Below are 478 nucleotides of genomic sequence, written 5' to 3'. Positions count from 1 at the left end.
CGACGCCTTCGCCCTCTTCAACGCCTTCTACCAGGCCGGAATCCTGCTCGGCCCCCTCGTCGGTCTGGCCCTGACCTCGGTCTCCTTCCCCACCACCTGCGCGGTCGCCTCGGCCCTCTTCGCGGGCCTCACCCTGCTGCAACTGCGCCGGCTCCCGGAGAACGCCGCGACACCCCGCGAGGACCGGCCCGCCCTGCGCGAACAGGCCGGAGCCGTACTCCGCAACCGGCCGTTCTGGCTCTTCTCCCTCGCCATGACCGGCTCCTACGTCCTGTCCTTCCAGGTGTACCTGGCCCTGCCGCTGGAGACCCGACGCGTCACCGGCGACGGCCCCCTCGCCACCGCGGCCACCAGCGCGCTGTTCGTCGTGTCCGGACTCGTCGCCCTCGTCGGCCAGCTCCGCATCACCGCCTGGTGCACACGCACCCGGACACCGGCACGCTGTCTGACCACCGGCACGGCCGTCATGGGAGCCGCC

General features: G+C 72.4%; 1 protein-coding gene. It reads left to right on the top strand.

The window, feature by feature from the left end; all coding sequences use genetic code 11:
* On the top strand, window positions 1–478 hold a 478-nt coding region (locus tag G3I78_RS47955; protein ID WP_164436909.1), incomplete at both ends, for an MFS transporter.

Source organism: Streptomyces sp. SID13726 (assembly GCF_010548375.1).
In the GTDB taxonomy this organism is placed as follows: Bacteria; Actinomycetota; Actinomycetes; order Streptomycetales; family Streptomycetaceae; genus Streptomyces.
Note: the sequence above shows the minus strand (reverse complement) of the source record. Positions and strands in the feature narration are given on the sequence as shown.